The organism is Plastoroseomonas hellenica (assembly GCF_018129085.1).
GTDB classification, from domain to species: Bacteria; Pseudomonadota; Alphaproteobacteria; order Acetobacterales; family Acetobacteraceae; genus Plastoroseomonas; species Plastoroseomonas hellenica.
Genome location: NZ_JAAGBB010000003.1, coordinates 214591 through 231409, shown reverse-complemented (window position 1 = coordinate 231409; position 16819 = coordinate 214591). Strand labels below are relative to the sequence as shown.

Annotated in this window: 17 protein-coding genes; 13 read left to right on the top strand and 4 right to left on the bottom strand. The window is 67.5% G+C overall.

What is annotated here, in order from left to right:
• The first annotated feature begins 184 nt into the window (after positions 1-184).
• The 3 genes from GXW71_RS03935 to GXW71_RS03925 are packed head-to-tail and all read left to right on the top strand — an operon-like array spanning position 185 to position 4986.
• A complete protein-coding gene (locus GXW71_RS03935; protein ID WP_211851085.1) occupies positions 185-2131 on the top strand; it encodes a PrkA family serine protein kinase in 1947 nt (648 codons plus the stop codon).
• Between the two features lie 21 nt (positions 2132-2152).
• Positions 2153-3454 carry a YeaH/YhbH family protein gene (locus tag GXW71_RS03930; protein ID WP_211851084.1) on the top strand — a complete coding sequence of 434 codons (1302 nt, stop codon included), beginning with the start codon at positions 2153-2155 and terminating at the stop codon, positions 3452-3454.
• The gene (locus GXW71_RS03925; protein ID WP_211851083.1) at positions 3451-4986 is read left to right on the top strand and encodes a SpoVR family protein; all 1536 of its coding nucleotides are present in this window, start codon (positions 3451-3453) and stop codon (positions 4984-4986) included. The genes GXW71_RS03930 and GXW71_RS03925 overlap by 4 nt, the downstream gene beginning before the upstream one ends.
• Positions 4987-5005: 19 nt before the next feature.
• Here the strand turns inward: GXW71_RS03925 and GXW71_RS03920 are convergent, their stop codons facing one another.
• Positions 5006-5761: an SDR family NAD(P)-dependent oxidoreductase gene (locus tag GXW71_RS03920; RefSeq protein WP_211851082.1), complete on the bottom strand. Its 756-nt coding sequence runs from the start codon at positions 5759-5761 to the stop codon at positions 5006-5008.
• A gap of 143 nt (positions 5762-5904) precedes the next feature.
• Between GXW71_RS03920 and GXW71_RS03915 the strand changes: the two genes are divergently transcribed.
• Genes GXW71_RS03915 through GXW71_RS03905 form a run of 3 tightly spaced genes read left to right on the top strand, consistent with a single transcriptional unit; the run spans position 5905 to position 8772 of the window.
• Complete coding sequence (locus GXW71_RS03915; RefSeq protein WP_211851081.1) at positions 5905-6900, top strand: TRAP transporter substrate-binding protein; 996 nt, start codon at positions 5905-5907, stop codon at positions 6898-6900.
• Between the two features lie 49 nt (positions 6901-6949).
• Positions 6950-7453 (top strand): TRAP transporter small permease, encoded by a 504-nt coding sequence (locus GXW71_RS03910; RefSeq protein WP_211851080.1) that lies wholly within the window; start codon positions 6950-6952, stop codon positions 7451-7453.
• On the top strand, positions 7453-8772 hold the full coding sequence (locus tag GXW71_RS03905; protein ID WP_211851079.1) for a TRAP transporter large permease: 1320 nt from the start codon (positions 7453-7455) through the stop codon (positions 8770-8772). The genes GXW71_RS03910 and GXW71_RS03905 overlap by 1 nt, the downstream gene beginning before the upstream one ends.
• A gap of 195 nt (positions 8773-8967) precedes the next feature.
• Here the strand turns inward: GXW71_RS03905 and GXW71_RS03900 are convergent, their stop codons facing one another.
• A complete protein-coding gene (locus GXW71_RS03900; protein ID WP_211851078.1) occupies positions 8968-9153 on the bottom strand; it encodes a hypothetical protein in 186 nt (61 codons plus the stop codon).
• Positions 9154-9286: 133 nt separating this feature from the next.
• On the opposite strand from GXW71_RS03900, the gene GXW71_RS03895 reads away from it, so the two are divergent.
• The 3 genes from GXW71_RS03895 to GXW71_RS03885 are packed head-to-tail and all read left to right on the top strand — an operon-like array spanning position 9287 to position 10873.
• Positions 9287-9994: an RraA family protein gene (locus GXW71_RS03895; protein ID WP_211851077.1), complete on the top strand. Its 708-nt coding sequence runs from the start codon at positions 9287-9289 to the stop codon at positions 9992-9994.
• Positions 9994-10377, top strand: coding sequence for a hypothetical protein (locus GXW71_RS03890; protein WP_211851076.1), 384 nt, complete (start codon positions 9994-9996; stop codon positions 10375-10377). The genes GXW71_RS03895 and GXW71_RS03890 overlap by 1 nt, the downstream gene beginning before the upstream one ends.
• A gap of 40 nt (positions 10378-10417) precedes the next feature.
• Positions 10418-10873, top strand: coding sequence for a thioesterase family protein (locus tag GXW71_RS03885; protein WP_211851075.1), 456 nt, complete (start codon positions 10418-10420; stop codon positions 10871-10873).
• Here GXW71_RS03885 and GXW71_RS03880 read toward each other — a convergent pair.
• On the bottom strand, positions 10848-11756 hold the full coding sequence (locus GXW71_RS03880) for a DMT family transporter (RefSeq protein WP_246526243.1): 909 nt from the start codon (positions 11754-11756) through the stop codon (positions 10848-10850). The two genes, GXW71_RS03885 and GXW71_RS03880, sit on opposite strands and share 26 nt — an antisense overlap.
• A 13-nt stretch (positions 11757-11769) precedes the next feature.
• Positions 11770-12444, bottom strand: coding sequence for a GlcG/HbpS family heme-binding protein (locus GXW71_RS03875; protein ID WP_211851074.1), 675 nt, complete (start codon positions 12442-12444; stop codon positions 11770-11772).
• Positions 12445-12601: 157 nt separating this feature from the next.
• Between GXW71_RS03875 and GXW71_RS03870 the strand changes: the two genes are divergently transcribed.
• From GXW71_RS03870 to GXW71_RS03855, 4 genes are read left to right on the top strand one after another with little or no spacing between them, the layout of a single operon-like run.
• Positions 12602-13375, top strand: a complete 774-nt coding sequence (locus GXW71_RS03870; RefSeq protein WP_246526242.1) for a class II aldolase/adducin family protein — start codon at positions 12602-12604, stop codon at positions 13373-13375.
• Entirely contained in the window at positions 13372-14994 is a 1623-nt protein-coding gene (locus tag GXW71_RS03865) for an amidohydrolase (protein ID WP_211851073.1), read from the top strand. The genes GXW71_RS03870 and GXW71_RS03865 overlap by 4 nt, the downstream gene beginning before the upstream one ends.
• 3 nt (positions 14995-14997) lie before the next feature.
• The gene (locus GXW71_RS03860) at positions 14998-15939 is read left to right on the top strand and encodes an ABC transporter permease (RefSeq protein ID WP_211851072.1); all 942 of its coding nucleotides are present in this window, start codon (positions 14998-15000) and stop codon (positions 15937-15939) included.
• Positions 15936-16808 (top strand): ABC transporter permease, encoded by an 873-nt coding sequence (locus GXW71_RS03855; RefSeq protein ID WP_211851071.1) that lies wholly within the window; start codon positions 15936-15938, stop codon positions 16806-16808. Before GXW71_RS03860 ends, GXW71_RS03855 begins: the two co-directional genes overlap by 4 nt.
• The last annotated feature ends 11 nt before the right edge of the window (positions 16809-16819 follow it).

The following is a 16819-nucleotide window of genomic DNA, read 5'->3' as shown; positions in this document are numbered from 1 at the left end:
ATGACGTTGCGAAACGCTGTAACGCTTGAATCTGATACCCTCGACGAGCCTACAATCACGCAGCATCGACGCCCGCCACGCGGCGATAGAAAAAGTTTTGGAGGAAAGTACGTCAGGAGGAGCAACCACGTCGGTCGGGCGGGCGTAGTGGTGATACGCCTAAATCTTCGGCGAGGAGCATAGCATGCATCCGTCTGACGACGTTTTCGTCCAGTTCGCCCGGAGTTTCGACCAGCGCCGCGACGCTGACATGTCGCTTGCGGATTATCTGCAGGGCTGCCGGTCGGACCCGATGATGTTCGCCTCCGCCCCGGAACGCATACTTGCCGCGATCGGTGAACCGGAGATCATGGACACGGCCCGGGATCCGCTGCTCGGGCGCATCTTCCTGAACCGCACCATCCGCCGCTATCCCGCCTTCGCCGAATTCTACGGCATGGAGGAGACGATAGAGCGGATCGTCGGCTTCTTCCGCCACGCCGCCCAGGGCCTCGAGGAGCGAAAGCAGATCCTCTACCTGCTGGGCCCGGTCGGCGGCGGCAAATCCTCCCTGGCGGAGCGTCTCAAGGCATTGATCGAGGCCTATCCGGTCTATGTGCTGAAGGCTGGGGATGAGCTCAGCCCGGTTTTCGAGAACCCGCTCGGCCTGTTCGACCCGGAGAAGTTCGGGCCGATGCTGGAGGACCGCTACGGCATCCCGCGTCGCCGCCTCTCGGGCTTCATGAGCCCCTGGGCCGTGAAGCGGCTCGATGAATTTGGTGGCGACGTCTCCCGCTTCCGGGTGGCCCGGCTCAACCCGTCCCGGCTGCGCCAGATCGCGGTCGCCAAGACCGAGCCGGGCGACGAGAACAACCAGGACATCTCCTCGCTCGTCGGCAAGGTCGATATCCGCAAGCTCGAGATCCACGCCCAGAACGACCCGGATGCCTACAGCTTCTCGGGCGGGCTCAACCGCGCCAACCAGGGCATCCTCGAATTCGTCGAGATGTTCAAGGCGCCGATCAAGATGCTGCACCCGCTGCTGACTGCGACGCAGGAGGGTAGCTACATCGGCACCGAGAATATCGGCGCCATCCCCTTCCAGGGGATCATCATGGCCCACTCCAATGAGGCGGAGTGGCAGGCCTTCCGGAACAACCGGAACAACGAGGCCTTCATCGACCGCATCTATGTCATCAAGGTCCCCTACTGCCTGCGCGTGACCGAGGAGCAGCGCATCTACGACAAGCTGCTGCGCAGCAGCGAGCTGTCCCGCGCGCCCTGCGCGCCGGGCACGCTCGAGATGCTGGCCCGCTTCTCCGTGCTGTCGCGGCTGCGGCGGCATGAGAACAGCAGCCTCTTCGCCAAGATGCGCGTCTATGACGGCGAAAGCCTGAAGGAGACCGACCCGCGCGCCCGCAGCCTGCAGGAATACCGCGATGCCGCCGGCGCCGATGAAGGGATGGACGGCATCTCGACCCGCTTCGCGTTCAAGGTGCTGGCCGCCACCTTCAACCATGACACCATCGAGGTCGCAGCCGACCCGGTGCACCTGATGTATGTGCTGGAGCAGGCCATCCGGCGCGAGCAGTTCGCCGACGAGACCGAGAAGCGCTTCCTCGAATTCATCAAAGGCGAGCTGGCCCCGCGCTATGCCGAGTTCATCGGCAACGAGATCCAGAAAGCCTATCTGGAAAGCTATCACGACTACGGCCAGAACCTGTTCGACCGCTACGTCGCCTATGCGGATGCCTGGATCGAGGATCAGGACTTCAAGGATCCCGATACGGGGCAGCTTCTCAACCGCGACGCGCTGAACCAGGAGCTGACCAAGATCGAGAAGCCGGCGGGCATCGCCAACCCGAAGGATTTCCGCAACGAGGTGGTGAAGTTCGCGCTGCGCACCCGCGCCGCCAATGCCGGGCGCAACCCGAGCTGGACCAGCTACGAGAAGCTGCGCGAGGTGATCGAGCGGCGGATGTTCAGCCAGGTCGAGGAATTGCTGCCGGTGATCAGCTTCGGCTCCAAGAAGGACAACGAGACCGAGCGCAAGCACAGCGAGTTCGTCGAACGCATGACGTCGCGTGGCTATACCGAACGCCAGGTGCGGCGCCTGGTGGAATGGTACATGCGCGTCAAGCAGTCGGGCTGAGGGGCGCGATCGGAAACCTCCATGCACATCGTCGATCGTCGGCGCAATCCCGGCGGCAAGAGCCTCGCGAACCGGCAGCGCTTTCTCCGGCGCGCGAAGGAACAGATCCAGGACGCAGTGCGCGACAGCGTCACGGGTCGCGGGATGAAGGATATGGAGCGCGGGGGTGAGGTGAGCATCCCCGCCTCCGGCGTGAAGGAACCGGCGCTGCGCCGCGCCGCGGGCGGCAACCGTGAGCATGTGCTGCCCGGCAACAAGGACTTCGCGGAGGGCGACCGCATTCCGCGGCCGCGTGGTGGCGGCGGCGGTGGCTCCGGGCAGGAAGGGAGCGATACCGGGTCGGGCGAGGACGAGTTTCGCTTCGCCCTGACCCAGGAGGAGTTCCTGGACCTCTTCCTGGAGGATTTGGAACTGCCGGACCTCGCGAAGAAGCGCATGGTGGTGGGGGAGGCGGCGGGCTTCCGCCGCGCCGGCTTCTCCTCCACCGGATCGCCCGCGAACCTGGCCTTGGGCCGCACCATGCGCAACGCGCTCTCGCGCCGCATCGCATTGAAGCGCCCGAAGCCCGAGGCTCTGGAGGCCCTGGAGGACCAAGCGCGCGCAGCCGAGGAGGCCGGTGCCCTGGAGCGTGCCGAGGCCCTGCGCAGCGAGATCGCGCGGCTGAAGCACCGGGTGCTGCGGATCCCCTATATCGACCCGTTGGATGTCCGCTACCGGCAATTCGCGCCGGCACCGCGGCCGATCGCGCAGGCGGTGATGTTCTGCCTGATGGACGTCTCGGGTTCGATGACCGAGGGGATGAAGGATCTCGCGAAGCGCTTCTACCTGTTGCTCTACGTGTTCCTGAAGCGCCGCTACAAGCACGTGGAGGTGGTCTTCATCCGCCACACGCATGAGGCGAAGGAAGTCGACGAGGAGACCTTCTTCCGCAGCCCGGAAACCGGCGGCACCGTGGTTTCGACCGCGCTCGAGGAGATGCGGCGCGTGCTCGCCGCCCGTTTCAGCCCGGATGACTGGAACATCTACGCGGCACAGGCGAGCGACGGCGACAATACCGCCTCCGACAACGACAAGACCGCGGGCCTGCTGGCGACCGAGATCCTGCCCGCCTGCCAGTACTACGCCTATCTGGAAGTCGGGCGGGAAGGTGATCATGGCCCGATCGGCTTCATCCCGCGCGAGACCGACCTCTGGCGGCTCTACACCGCGCTCCGTGCCGACGGGCTGCCGATCGCGATGCGCAAGGTGAGGCATCGGAAGGACATCTACCCGGTCTTCCGTGAGCTGTTCCGCAAGGGCGCGACCACGGAGGCCAGCCCGTGAGCGAGCTTCTGTTCAAAGGCGCCGAATGGGATTTCGATACCATCCGCCGCGTGCACGACGCCTGCGAGGCGATCGCCCAGAATGAACTCGGCCTCAGCACCTATCCCAACCGCATCGAAGTGATCTCGGCCGAGCAGATGCTCGACGCCTATGCGGCGAACGGCATGCCGGTGCTCTACAAGCACTGGTCCTTCGGCAAGCGCTTCGCCCGGCATGAAGGCCTCTACCGCAAGGGTTTCCAGGGCCTGGCCTATGAGATCGTCATCAACTCCTCGCCCTGCATCTCCTACGTCATGGAGGAGAACACGGCGCTGATGCAGACGCTGGTGATCGCGCACGCCGCCTTCGGTCACAACCACTTCTTCAAGAACAACACCTTGTTCCAGCAATGGACGGATGCCGAGGGGATCCTCGACTATCTGGAATTCGCGCGCGGCTATGTCACAGAATGCGAGGATCGGTATGGCGCGACGGCGGTGGAGCGCGTGCTCGATGCCGCCCATGCGCTGCAATCGCACGGCGTCTTCCGATCGCCGCGCCGCCGCGTGCCCGATCTCGCCAGCGAGCGGCGGCGGGAGCTGGAGCGCCGCGCGCATGACGAGGCGATGTACAACGATCTCTGGCGGGCCACGGTTCCGGCATCGGGCACCACCCAGCGCCGCGCCGATGATGAAAGGCGCCGCGCGCTGCTGGAACTGCCGCAGGAGAACATCCTGTACTTCCTGGAGAAGTCGGCGCCGCGCCTGGCACCCTGGCAACGCGAGATCCTGCGCATCGTCCGGCAGGTGGCGCAGTATTTCTATCCGCAGATCCAGACCAAGGTGATGAATGAGGGCTGCGCGACCTATGTGCACCACCGCATCCTGACGCGGCTGCACGAGCAGGGCCGCATCACCGACGGCCACTATCTGGAGTTCCTCCAGAGCCATACCAACGTCGTGTTCCAGCCAAGCTACGACGATCCGCGCTATGGCGGGCTGAATCCCTACGCCCTTGGCTTCGCGATGATGAGCGACATCGCTCGGATCGCCGAGGATCCGACCGCCGAGGATCGCGACTGGTTCCCGGCCTTCGCCGGCTGCGGCGATGCAATGGGCGTCTTGCGGGAGGGCTGGGCAGCCTTCCGAGACGAAAGCTTCATCGCCCAGTTCCTCTCGCCGCGGCTGATGCGTGACCTGCGCCTGTTCCACCTCGCCGATGAAGAGGACGAGGACGCGCTGCGGGTCGCCGCCATCCATGACGAGCGCGGCTATCGGCGCATTCGTCGCGCGCTGGCACGGCAGTATGATATCGGCCGCACCGATCCTGACATCCAGATCGCCGATGTCGATCTCGCCGGCGACCGGCGGCTGGTGCTGCACCATCGCGTGCTCGACCGCCAGCTTCTGCAGGCGGAGGAGGTCAAGGCGGTGCTGCAGCACCTGGCCGATCTCTGGGGTTACGACGTGGTGCTGAAGGAGATGGATCCCGTGGAGGACCGCATCCTGAAGGAGCACCACGCCGCATCGCGGCCGGGTATCGCCACCGGCTAGTTCAAGCGGGCGTCCTCAGCTAGTAGACGGCGCGACCGCCGGTCACATCGAAGACGGCGCCGGTCGCGAAGCTGCATTCCTCCGATGCCAGCCAGCATGCCATGGCGGCGATCTCGCCGGTCTCGACGAAGCGGCCCATTGGGATCTTCGAGAGCATGTAGGCGATTTGCGCCTCGGTCATCTGGGCGAAGAGGTCGGTCTTGGCCGCGGCCGGGGCGATGGCGTTCACCAGCACCCCCTTGGTCGCCAATTCCTTCCCGAGCGACTTGGTCAACCCGATCAGTCCCGCTTTCGAGGCGCTGTAATGGGAGGCATTCGGATTGCCTTCCTTGCCCGCGACCGAGGCGATGTTGACGATCCGCCCGTAGCCCCGCTTCAGCATAGCCGGCACCACGGCGCGGCAGACCAGGAAGGGGGCGATCAGGTTCACCTCCACCACCCGCCGCCATTCGGCGACCGGCAATTCCCAGGTCGGTGCATTGCCGCCGGTGATGCCGGCATTGTTCACCAGGATGTCGATGCCGCCATGCGCCTCCAGCGTCGCGGCGACCGCGGCCTCGACTGCGGCGTCCTTGGTCAGGTCGAGGGCATGGGTGGAGACGCGGGCGCCCTTGGCCTCCAGCCTCGCCTGGGTCTCGGCGAGCTTGCCGGCATCCATGTCCCAGAGCGCCAATGCCGCCCCGCTATCCGCGGCCCGTTCGGCGATCGCGAGGCCGATGCCCCGTGCGCCGCCGGTGACCACCGCCACGCGGCCGGCGAGATCGATCCTGTTCATGCGTTTCCTCCTTCGCGGCGCTAAGCCGCCAATGGTCGAGCCTAGGCGGCATGAAGTTCCGCTTCCAGCCGCGCCGCTTTTCTCCATACTGGTAACCAGCCGGTTCGCAGAAGCCGGCATGATAGTGACGGGAGAGAACAACCATGAAGCGCAGGGAGATCCTCGGCGCAGCCGGGGGCGTTGCCGTGCTCGCGATGCCGGGCATCGTCCGGGCGCAGCAGCCCATCACGCTGAACGGCGCCGTGCAGTTCAACGACGACCACGTCTTCACCCGCGCCCTGGTGCGGTTCGAAGAGCTGGTCAAGCAATACTACAATCGACCGGTCAATTTTGTGCTGCACAAGAATTCCAGCCTCGGGCTGGAGAAGCAGTATTTCGAATACATGGCGCAAGGGCGGGCCGTGGACTACGGCATCGTCAGCCCGGCGCATATGTCGACCTTCAGCCGCGCCGCGCCCTTCGTCGACGCGCCCTTCCTGTTCCGCGACCTGGCGCACTGGAACCGGGTGCTGGATGCCGACCTCTTCGCGCCGGTCGCACAGGAGGTGGAGCGTCGGGCCCGCGTCATGCTCATCGGCTATGCCGGCGGCGGCGTGCGCAATATCTTCGCCAATCGCACCGCCTCCACACTGGCCGAGCTCCGTGGCCTGAAGGTGCGCGTGCAGGGCGCGCCGATCTGGAGCCGCGCCTTCACCGCGGTCGGCATGTCGCCGACCGTCATCGCCTATAACGAGGTCTACAACGCCATCCAGAACAACGTGATCGAGGCCGGCGAGAACGAGGCCGCCGGCGTCGAATCCATGCGGTTCTTCGAAGTGGCGCCCAACCTGCTGATGACCGAGCACGCGATCACCATCCGCCCGATCTGCTTCGCCAAGCAGGTCTTTGACCGCCTGCCGCGTGAGCTGCAGGAAGCGGTGCGCCGGGCAGGGCGGGAGGCCGGCGTCTTCGGCCGTCAGGCGGAATCGACCGAGGACAGCCAGAAACTCGATCAGCTCGAGCGGGCCGGCCGCCTGCGCCGAATCGCTTTCAACGAACGCCCACAGATGCTGCGCGCGGTCGAGCCGGTGATGATGACCTATGCGCGCGAGATCGACGCTGAAGCCATCATGACCCGCATCAACGCCATCACCGCGTGATATCGGCCCGGGGGCGGCGCCCGGCCGCCCCCTTTCCAGGGACAATTGCATGACCGACGCCACCGCGCCCGGCCTGTTCCGGCGCCTCTCGGCTGCCTATGCGCGCCTGCTTTCCGCCCTGCTCGCGATCTCGGTGCTGATCATCGTCATCCCGGTCTCGCTGCAGATCTTCTCCCGCTACACCGCCATCATCCCGCACTACATCTGGACCGAGGAGCTGGCGCGCTTCCTGCTGGTCTGGATGGTGATGATCGGCGCCATGCTGGCGCTGAAGGAAGGCATCCACTTCATCGTCGATGTCTTCCCGCGTCTGTCGCCGAAGCCCGCGGCGATCATGGACCTCGTCTCCGGCAGCTTCATCCTGATCTTCGCGCTCACCTTCGTCTGGTGGGGCATCGAGTTCACAGACTTTGCCTGGTTCCGCGAGAGCGAGCTGGCGGAGCTGCCGCTGTGGCTGATCCACATCGCCTGGCCGATCCTCGGGGTCACCTGGCTCCTCTTCAACGGTGAGCGCATGTGGGATGCGGTCGCGACGCTGCGGGGGCGCGCCTGATGGGCGGCAATGTCCTGTCCTCCGGCGATGCCGCCGCCATCCTGTTCGGCGTCTTCTTCACGCTGCTGGTGCTGCGGGTGCCGGTCGCCGTGGCACTCGGCCTCGCCTGCCTGCCGATCCTGCTGATCGAACCGCATCTGTCGCCGATGGTGCTGATGCAGGAGACCTTCAACGCTTTCAACAGCTTCATCCTGCTCGCGGTGCCCTTCTTCCTGCTGACCGCGAACCTGATGAATGTGGGCGGCATCACCAACCGGTTGATGACCCTGTCGCGCACCATGGTCGGGCATTGGCCCGGGGCGCTGGCGCAGATCAACGTCGTGCTCTCGATCTTCTTCGCCGGCATCTCCGGCAGTTCCACGGCCGATGCCGCGAGCCAGTCCAAGATCTTCATCGAGGCGCAGCGCAAGGAAGGCTACGACGACAGCTTCTCGGTCGCGATCACCGCCGTCTCCGCGGTGCTCGCGGTCATCATCCCGCCTTCGATCCTGATGATCGTCTGGGGTGGGGTGCTGACCACCTCGATCGGGGCGCTGTTCCTGGCCGGCATCATCCCGGGTCTGCTGATCGGCCTGGTGCAGATGGGCACCGTGCATGCCTATGCGAAGCTGCGCGGCTATCCGACCTATCCGCGCGCGAGCTGGGGTGCTCTGGCGGGAGCCTTGCTCACCGCACTCCCGGCGCTGATGACGCCCTTCATCATCATCGGCGGCAAGATCTTCGGCTGGTTCACCGCGACCGAGAGCGCCTGCATCGCGGTGCTCTATGCGGGTGTCCTTTCGCTGCTGGTCTATCGCGAGATGAGCTTCCGCGGCCTCTACGAAGCTCTCGGGGAGACCGGTCGGCTGGCTGCGGTGGCGCTGTTCTGCGTCGGCGCCGCAAGCTGCTTCGGCTGGCTGCTGGCCTATTACAAGATCCCGGAGGCGATCCTGTCCGGCGTTTCTGCCTGGGGCATGGGCCCGATCGCGACCGGCTTCTTCATCGCCGCTGTGTTCCTGGTGGTCGGCTGCTTCCTGGACGCCATCCCGGCGATCATCATCGTCGGCGCGATCCTGCAGCCGCTGGCGGCGGGGGCGGGGCTCGATCCCGTGCATTTCGCGATGATCGGCATCGTCAGCCTGGCCTTCGGCCTGGTGACGCCACCCTACGGGCTCTGCCTGATGATCGCCTGCCACGTGGCGGGAATGCGGGTGGGCGATGCGCTGAAGGACACCATGATCATGCTGCTGCCGATGTTGGCGGTCCTGGCGATGGTGATCCTCTGGCCTGGCCTGGTGCTGGTCCTGCCGAGGATGATCTCACCCGAGTTTTTGGGGTGAGAGAGTTCACTGCCCTCAAGCGCCGGCGCCGGCATCCGCCGGCTTGGCTTGCGCGCTGTCAGGGCAGCATTGACGGCCGAGATCGGTCGCGCGCGGGGCCGCATTCGCGGCCCCGGAGCATCGGCTTCGCCTCGCTCCGCAGGAACCCGTGGCGGCCTGCGGCCCCGGGGAGGGGCCTACTCTTGCGGGGCGTTCTTATTTGCCGGCCAGCTCCGCCTCAAGGGCCGCGATCTTGGCGGTGACGGAGGCGCGCAGCGACGGCGCGGCGTGTGATTTCATGTTGGCCAGGGTGCGCTTCAGCTCCGCGAGCTGCCGGCGCTTCTCCTCCATGTTCCGTTGCATGGGGCGATTGCCGGAGAATTGTCCGTCGAACGCGCGCATCTCATCCTCTTGCTTGCGGGCCGCGGGGTTTGGGCCGTGGCACGGCCGGCGTCAACCGTCCTCTCGACCACCTGGGCACGAATTGACCGGGCGCCGCGCCCGGCCGAAGCTGCGCCATCAGGAGGAAACGAGCATGGCTGACTACCCCTTCACTGCCGACGACCTGAAGGCACTCTGCGCCTGGGACACGCCGACCATCTGCAACGCCCTCGAGCTCACTGATCCGGAGCGGCGGTGCTGGGGCTTCAGCTACCGGCAGTTCGCGATCGCCGACGTCACCCTGCCGCCGATCTGCGGCCTGGCGCGCGTCGGCACCATCCGCGCCGCGGCGCCGTCCGCCCGCAGCAAGGATGCCGACCGCGCGGCGCGCATCGGCTGGTATGAATACGTCGCGGCCGGGGCGCTGCCGACCATCGCCATCCTCGAGGATATCGACCCGACCCCCGGAGTCGGCGCCTTCTGGGGCGAAGTGAACACCAATGTCCACAAGGGCCTCGGCGTGCTGGGCTGCGTCACCTCCGGCTCGATCCGTGACCTCGACATGATCGCGCCGGGCTTCCAGCTCATCGCCGGCAGCATCAACCCGAGCCACGCGCATGTGCATGTTGTGGAGTTCGGCAAGCCGGTTACCATCCACGGCATGGCGACTGCCCATGACGACGTGGTGCATGCCGACCGTCACGGCGCTGTGGTGATCCCGGCGGCTTCGGTGAAGAAGATCCCGGCGGCGATCGAGCTGCTGACCCGCAAGGAGGCGGTGATCTTGGAGATGGCGAAGAAACCTGGCTTCAACGTGGAGATCCTGAAGGACGCGCTGCGCCGCGCCGACGACATCCACTGATGGGACGGCGCGGTGCCGTCCTTGTCCTCCTGCTGCTCGCGGCCCCGGCCCGGGCACAGGAGGACTGGACGGCGCTGCTGCCGGAGGCGGCGCGCGAATTGCGCGGCTGCCTGCTCGCGGAACGCGATGGTGCCATGGTGCTCGACCTGAAGCGGGACGGCCCGCTCTACGAAGCGCTGGTGCGCCGGGCGGATGGCAGCTTCACGCGCTGCCGGATTGCGCCCGGCGATGCCGCGCCGCGCACCAGGCTGCCGCTGGAAGGGGAGGCTCCGCCGCCCGGACCACGGGCCTTCGCCCTGGAGCGTGGCTGCGCCGATGCTCGGCGGATCGATGCGCCCGATGGGGCGCCGCTCGGCTGGCTCTCCTATCCGGATTGTCGGTGAGCGCTTCCCGGCGGCCATGCTGCGCGGCACAATCGGGGCCATGACCGACCTGACGCTCCTGACCCATGTGAAGCCCGAATGGGTCGACCACTACGGGCACATGAACCTCGCCTATTATCTCGTCGCCTTCGACATGGCGACCGATGTGCTCTGGCCGAAGCTCGGGCTCGGTCGCGCCTTCCGGGAACGCGGACTAGGTACCTTCGCTGCCGAATCCTGGCAGGGCTACACGCGGGAAGTGCTGGAGGGTGCGCCGCTCGCCGCCACCAGCGAAGTGCTGGCCCATGACGCGAAGCGCCTGCTCGCGCGTCATGTCCTGCTGCATGCCGAGGAAGGCTGGCAGGTCGCGGAGAACGAGGTGCTCTATCTCTGCATCGACCTGAACGCCCGACGCGTCACGGGCTGGCCGGAAGATGTCGCGGCGCTGATGGCCGCCGCTGCGACCGGCACGCCCGCCAAGCGCCTGGCGATCAGGTCGCGCGCACCGGCCGGTTGAGCAGCCAGATCCCGGCCGCCACCAGCGCCAGCGCAGCACCGAACACCGGCGTCACCGGGTCGCCCAGCAGCCATGCCCCAAAGCCCACACCGAAGACCGGCGTCAGGAAGGTGAAACCCGAAAGGCGGGAGGCGGCATAGCGCCGCACCAGCCCGAACCAGGCGAAGTAGCTGAGGAAGGTGACGATCACGATCTGGAAGGCGAGCGAACCTAGTGCGATCGGCCCGGGCGCGATCCGCCAATCCTCGCCGAGCGCCAGCGAGCCGAGCGGTATCAGCAGCGCCGACACTCCGATCTGCCAGAGCATGGTCTTCTCGGTGCGCGCCCGGGCGAGGGCGGTGCTGCCCTTGATGCAGAGCGTCGTCGCCGCCCAGAGTATCGCCGCCGCCAGGCAGAGCAGGTCGCCTGTGAGCTCCGTGCGCGAAGGCAGGCGCAGGCTGTCGAGGAAAGCGAGCAGCAGCCCCGCGAAGGCCGCCGCCAGGCCGAAGGCCTTGGCCCGCGTCATCCGGTCGCCGGGCAGCCAGAGATGCGCGCCGAGTGCCACGAAGACCGGCGTGGTGTAGAGGAAGACCACGCCGCGCGCGGCGGTGGTACGCGCCATGCCCTCATACAGCAGCATGAACTCCACGCTGAAGATCACGCCGACCAGCAGCCCGGCGCCGAGCGTGCCGTCCCGCGCCAGCAGCGGCACCCGCCTCCAGACGCACCAGCCGAGCAGCAGAAGCCCCCCGCCGATCGAGCGCAGCCCGGTCTGCAGCACCGGCGGGAAGCCGTCATTGCCGAGCTTGATCGCCACCTGATTGAGCGCCCAGACAGCGCAGAGCAGCACCATCATCACCGCTGCGCGCGGCGGCAGCGTGTCCTGTCGGGTGGCGGAGGTCATGGGGCGGTCGGGGTCAGCCCAGCCGGTCGCGAATCCGGGCGATGCCGGCCTCGGCGCATTGGTCATCGAGCAGCCCGCCCGGCGAGCCGTCCACGCCGATCGCGCCCACCACCTCGTCCCCGGTCCGGATCGGCAGCCCACCACCGACCACCAGGAAGCCTTCGACATCGGGCACGCGCGAAGCGCCGGGGTTGCTGCGCACCGTCTCCAGAAGCTGGGTGGTGCCGGTGCGGGTGGAGGCCGCCGTATAGGCTTTGGCGCGTGCGGCCGCAGCACTGTGCGGCCCGGCGCCGTCGGCCCGCAGCGCCGCCTTCAGGACGCCGGCGCGATCCACGACCACCGCCGTAACCCGATGCCCGCGCCCGGCACAGGCTTCGACGGCCGCGGCCACCGCCTCGGCTGCCAGGCCCGCGGTGATGCTGCGCTCCGTGTAGAGCCCGGCCGGCGGTGGCGGGGGCGTGGGGGTGGAGGTTGGCGCCGGCGGCGCGGCGGCCGGGGCAGGGGGTGCCGGCGCGGCCGGTTGCTGCTGTGCAAAAGCAGCGGTGCCCGCCAGGAAGGAGGCGGCAAGAAGCAGGGCGGCGCGGGGCATCGCGCGATCTCCGGCGGTGATGTCGCCGCAGGCTGCGGCGCCGATGGGCTTGGCGGGGCGCATCATGCGGCGGCGCGGCAGGGCGGGGAAAGGGGGCATGCGCGGAAATCGCGCAGGCTTTGCCCAGCGCTGCGGCGTGCCGCGCCTGCCCTGCCCGGACATTGTGCGTCAAGCAGTTGACGCGCTGCGACCCGCGGCGGAGCATCCGCCCCAGGAACATCCACCATCCCCGCAACATGATGGGAGCCCGCTTGCCATGAACATGCCCGTGCCGCAGGCCATCCGGGCCGGCATTTCGGAGGAGGAGTGGCAGGTCCGCTGCGAACTGGCCGCGCTCTATCGCCTGGTCGCGCATTTCCGGATGACCGACCTGATCTACACCCACATCAGCGCGCGGGTGCCGGGGCCGGAACACCACTTTCTCATCAATCGCTACGGCGTGCTGTTTCACGAGATGCGCGCCTCCGACCTCGTGAAGATCGACCTCGACGGCAATGTGGTCGAGGAGGCGCATTCATCGAAGCGCGTGAACGCCGCCGGCTTCACCATCCATTCCGCGATCCACATGGCGCGCGAGGACGCGATGGTGGTGGTCCATACCCATACCGCCGCCGGTATCGCCGTCTCCGCCCAGCGCCAGGGCCTGCTGCCGATCAGCCAGCACGCGCTCAAGTTCTATGGCCACCTCGCCTACCATGATTATGAGGGGATCGCGCTCGACCTCGATGAACGGGACCGGCTGGTGCGTGACCTCGGCACCCACAACGCCATGATCCTGCGCAACCACGGCCTGCTGGTCTGCGGCGCCTCACCGGCCCAGGCCTTCGATCAGATCTATTACCTGGAGCGTGCCTGCCAGGCGCAGATCGCCGCGCAATCCGGCGGTGCCGAGCTGGTGCTGCCGCCGGAATCGGTCCGCGTCCACACCGCCGCCCAGTTCAACCGGCCGAAGGCCAATCCCGGCTACAACCTCGCCTGGGAAGCCAGCCTGCGGCTGATCGAGAACGACAAGCCGGACTATCGCTCGTGACGGCTGCGCCGCTGCTCATTGCCGGCGGGCGCGTCTTCCGCGGGCTCGCCGGCGGCTTCGCCGAAGCGCTGCTCATCGCCGATGGCCGCATCGCTGTGGTCGGCACGGCGGCGGAGGTGGCGGCGGCGACGCCGGCCGGAACGCGGCGCCTCGATCTCGAGGGCCGTGTCGCCATCCCGGCTTTCAACGAAGCCCATATGCATCTGCTGCCCTATGGGCTCGGCCTCGCGCAGGTGAACCTGCGCGCGGAGGAAGTGACGACGCTGGACGAGGTGCTGCGCCGCATCGGCGCGGCCGCCGCGGCGGCGCCGAAAGGCAGTTGGATCCTGGGGCGCGGCTACGACCACGGCGCGCTCGATGTCGGGCGGCACCCGACGGCGGCGGAGCTGGATGCGGCGGCGCCCGACAACCCGGTCTTCATCGTGCGCACCTGCGGCCATATGGGCGTCGCGAACGGCGCGGCGCTGCGGCTCTGCGGCGTCGGGCACAACACGCCGGATCCTGAAGGCGGCGTGATCGAGCGGCGTGGCGGCAGCCTGACCGGGCTGTTCCAGGAACGCGCTATGCGCCTGATCCGGGACCATATCCCGCAGCCAGACCAGGCGCGGATGGTCGATGCGATCGAGGCCGCCTGCCTCGACCTCGCGGCGCGGGGCTTCGCCAGCGCCACCGACATGAATGTCGGCATGACCGCAGGGCTCGCCGAGATCGATGCCTACCGCGTGGCGCAGAAGGCGGGGCGCCTGCCGCTCCGCATGTGGCAGGTGCTGGCCGGCAATCCCGAGGGTATCGCCCAGGCCGCCTGGGATTCCGGCATGCGCCCGGGCGAGGGGGATGACGGGCTGCGGTGGGGTGCGGTGAAGGTCTTCGCCGACGGCTCTGCCGGCGGCCTGACCGCGGCCTTCTTCGAGCCCTATCTGATCGGGAACACGACAGGCGTCTTCACCTTCCCCGAGGAGAAGATTCACGCGCTGCTGAAGCTCTATCACGAGCAGGGCTGGCAGCTCGACATCCACGCCATCGGCGACGCGGCGATCGAGCAGGTGCTGCAGGGCATGGAAGCCGCTGATAGCGAGGCGCATCCCTTCGCCGGCCGCCGCCACCGCATCGAACATTGCGGCTTCCTGACACGCGACCAGCGCCGACGCATGAAGGCCCGCGGCATCCTGCCGGTGCCGCAGCCGGTGTTCATGTATGAGTTCGGCGATCTCTACGTGAAGAATCTCGGCCTGCCGCGCAGCGAGTTCGCCTATCCGATGAAGACATGGCTGGATGAGGGGCACCATCCGGCGGCGTCCTCGGATTGCCCGGTCTCGACCGTCGATCCCTTCATCAATCTCTACACCATGGTCACGCGCGCCACGAACAAGGGCACGGTGCTTGGCGCGTCGGAAGCGCTGACGGTCGCCGAGGCGGTGCATTGCTACACCTGGTGCGGCGCCTATACCCAGTTCGCGGAGGACCGGCGCGGCACGCTGGAGCCCGGCATGCTGGCCGATGTCGCCGTGCTGTCTGAGGACATCTTCGCCATCGAGCCCGGCACATTGCGCGGGGTGCAGGCCGACCTGACGCTGCGCGAGGGGACGCCGATCTTCGATCGCCACGCGGAGCTCGCCTGAGCCATGCTGCGCTACCTGATCCAGCGGCTGCTGCTGGCGATTCCCGTGATGCTCGGCGTGCTGCTGATCGGCTTCCTGCTGATGCAGGTGGTGCCGACCGATCCGGCGACGGTGCGCGCCGGACCTTCCGCCACCGCCGAGGTGGTGGCGGAGATCCGCCGCGACCTCGGTCTCGACCAGCCATTGACGACACAGTTCGGGCTCTATCTGTGGCGGCTGGCGCAGGGTGACCTCGGCGTCTCCATCATCAACAACGTGCCGGTGGTGCAGGAGCTCGGTGCCACCATTGGCCCGACATTGGAGCTGATGCTGTCGAGCCTCGTCTGGTCGATCCCGCTCGGCATCCTGCTCGGCACGCTCGGCGCCTATTACCGGGGGTCCCTGATCGATCGCGGCGTGATGGCGATCTCGGTCGCCGGCGTCTCGGTGCCGGTCTTCTTCCTCGGCCTGATCCTGATCTGGTTCGTCGGCTTCAAGTGGCAGTGGCTCCCCTTTACCGGCCGCGGCGGACCGCTCTGGACGCTGGAAGGGCTGCAATCCATCGCCTTGCCGGCGATCACGCTCGGCGGCGTCTTCGTCGGCCCCGTCGCGCGCATGACCCGGACCGCGGTGCTGGACGTGCTCTCCGCGGACCACGTCCGCACAGCCCGCGCCAAAGGCCTTTCGGAGCGGCTGGTCGTGCTGCGCCATGCGCTGCGCAACGCCATGGTACCGGTGGTGACACTGATCGGGCTGCAGATCGGCTTCCTGCTCGGCGGCGCGGTGGTGACCGAGACGGTCTTCACCTGGCCGGGCGTCGGTCGGCTGGCCGTGGGCGCCATCACCTCCTCCGACTTCCCGATGGCGCAGGGGACCATCATCGTGCTGTCGCTCGGCTTCATCATCGTGAACCTGATCGTCGATATGCTCTATGCGGCGCTCGATCCGCGGATGCGCGCGGCATGAGCGCGACCACGGCACCCGTCATCATCGCGCCGCCGCGCCCCGGCCTGCTGCGCCGCCTGACCCGCGATCCCGCGGCCGCGGCGGCCCTGGCTTTCGTGGTGCTGGTCATCCTGGCGGCGATCTTCGCGCCGCTGCTGGCGCCGACCGATCCCTTCGACAACGACCTATCCAGCGCCATGAAGCCGCCGGGCAGCGAAGGACTGCCGCTCGGCGCGGATGCGCAGGGGCGGGACCTGATCACCCGGCTGCTCTACGGCATGCGCATGTCGCTGCTGATGGGCTTCGCGGCGGTGATCCTGGGCGGCGGCATCGGCGCGATCCTCGGCTTCCTGGCCGCCTTCTACCAGCGCTGGCTGGATGCACCGATCATGCGGCTGGTCGACATCATGCTGTCCTTCCCGGCGATCCTGTTCGGCCTGGCGATCGCCGCCATCCTGGGCCCGGGGATCCTCGCCGTGGTGTTGGCGCTTTCGGTCGCGACGGTGCCGCTGATGGCGCGCATCGTGCGCGGCTCTGCACTGGTGGTGATGCGGCAGGACTATATCGAGGCGGCGCGCGCCACCGGCATGTCCGACCTCCGCCTCATCTGGCGGCATTTGGCGCCGAATTGCCTCTCCGCGATCTTCGTCTTCGCGACGCTGCGCTTCGGGCAGGTGATCCTGCTCGGCTCCGCGCTCTCCTTCCTCGGCCTCGGTGCCCAGCCGCCGATCCCGGAGCTGGGTGCGATGGCGAGCGAGGGTCGCACCTTCCTCTTTTTCGCGCCGCACATCGCGGTCATACCCTCGGTCGCCATCTTCCTGGTGGTGCTGGCTTTCAATCTGCTGGGGGACGCGCTGCGCGATGCGCTGGATCCAAGGCTGCGCGTATGACAGGGAACCGG

Excerpts from the sequence above, each read along its gene's own strand:
- GXW71_RS03935 (WP_211851085.1), top strand. The coding sequence starts at position 185 with ATGCATCCGTCTGACGACGTTTTCGTCCAGTTCGCCCGGAGTTTCGAC.
- GXW71_RS03930 (WP_211851084.1), top strand. The coding sequence starts at position 2,153 with ATGCACATCGTCGATCGTCGGCGCAATCCCGGCGGCAAGAGCCTCGCG.
- GXW71_RS03920 (WP_211851082.1), bottom strand. The coding sequence starts at position 5,761 with ATGAACAGGATCGATCTCGCCGGCCGCGTGGCGGTGGTCACCGGCGGC.
- GXW71_RS03915 (WP_211851081.1), top strand. The coding sequence starts at position 5,905 with ATGAAGCGCAGGGAGATCCTCGGCGCAGCCGGGGGCGTTGCCGTGCTC.
- GXW71_RS03910 (WP_211851080.1), top strand. The coding sequence starts at position 6,950 with ATGACCGACGCCACCGCGCCCGGCCTGTTCCGGCGCCTCTCGGCTGCC.
- GXW71_RS03905 (WP_211851079.1), top strand. The coding sequence starts at position 7,453 with ATGGGCGGCAATGTCCTGTCCTCCGGCGATGCCGCCGCCATCCTGTTC.
- GXW71_RS03900 (WP_211851078.1), bottom strand. The coding sequence starts at position 9,153 with ATGCGCGCGTTCGACGGACAATTCTCCGGCAATCGCCCCATGCAACGG.
- GXW71_RS03895 (WP_211851077.1), top strand. The coding sequence starts at position 9,287 with ATGGCTGACTACCCCTTCACTGCCGACGACCTGAAGGCACTCTGCGCC.
- GXW71_RS03890 (WP_211851076.1), top strand. The coding sequence starts at position 9,994 with ATGGGACGGCGCGGTGCCGTCCTTGTCCTCCTGCTGCTCGCGGCCCCG.
- GXW71_RS03885 (WP_211851075.1), top strand. The coding sequence starts at position 10,418 with ATGACCGACCTGACGCTCCTGACCCATGTGAAGCCCGAATGGGTCGAC.
- GXW71_RS03880 (WP_246526243.1), bottom strand. The coding sequence starts at position 11,756 with ATGACCTCCGCCACCCGACAGGACACGCTGCCGCCGCGCGCAGCGGTG.
- GXW71_RS03875 (WP_211851074.1), bottom strand. The coding sequence starts at position 12,444 with ATGCCCCCTTTCCCCGCCCTGCCGCGCCGCCGCATGATGCGCCCCGCC.
- GXW71_RS03870 (WP_246526242.1), top strand. The coding sequence starts at position 12,602 with ATGAACATGCCCGTGCCGCAGGCCATCCGGGCCGGCATTTCGGAGGAG.
- GXW71_RS03860 (WP_211851072.1), top strand. The coding sequence starts at position 14,998 with ATGCTGCGCTACCTGATCCAGCGGCTGCTGCTGGCGATTCCCGTGATG.
- GXW71_RS03855 (WP_211851071.1), top strand. The coding sequence starts at position 15,936 with ATGAGCGCGACCACGGCACCCGTCATCATCGCGCCGCCGCGCCCCGGC.